At 66.9% G+C, this 245-nt stretch carries 1 protein-coding gene; it reads left to right on the plus strand.

Annotation, left to right across the window (positions count from 1 at the left end; all coding sequences use genetic code 11):
• A partial coding sequence (locus KVS69_RS20200; protein ID WP_217540049.1) for an ATP-binding cassette domain-containing protein occupies window positions 1-245 on the plus strand: 245 nt, incomplete at both ends.

A 245-nucleotide genomic window follows, 5' to 3' on the forward strand; every position in this document is an offset into this window, starting at 1 on the left:
ACGCTGCCTGCCCATGCGCGCAACATCGGCCTGGTCTTTCAGAATTACGCGCTCTTCCCGCATTTGACGGTGCTCGACAACGTCGCCTTCGGCCTGAAACAGCGCGGCATCGCCAAGCCGGACTGGATCAAGCGCGCGATGGCGATGCTGGAGCGCGTTGGGCTCGCGGCCCTCGCCGACCGCCTGCCTGCAGCACTTTCCGGCGGCCAGAAGCAGCCCGTCGCGCTCGCCCGCGCACTGTTCAT

This window comes from Stenotrophomonas sp. GbtcB23, from assembly GCF_019091045.1.
In the GTDB taxonomy this organism is placed as follows: domain Bacteria; phylum Pseudomonadota; class Gammaproteobacteria; order Xanthomonadales; family Xanthomonadaceae; genus Stenotrophomonas; species Stenotrophomonas rhizophila_A.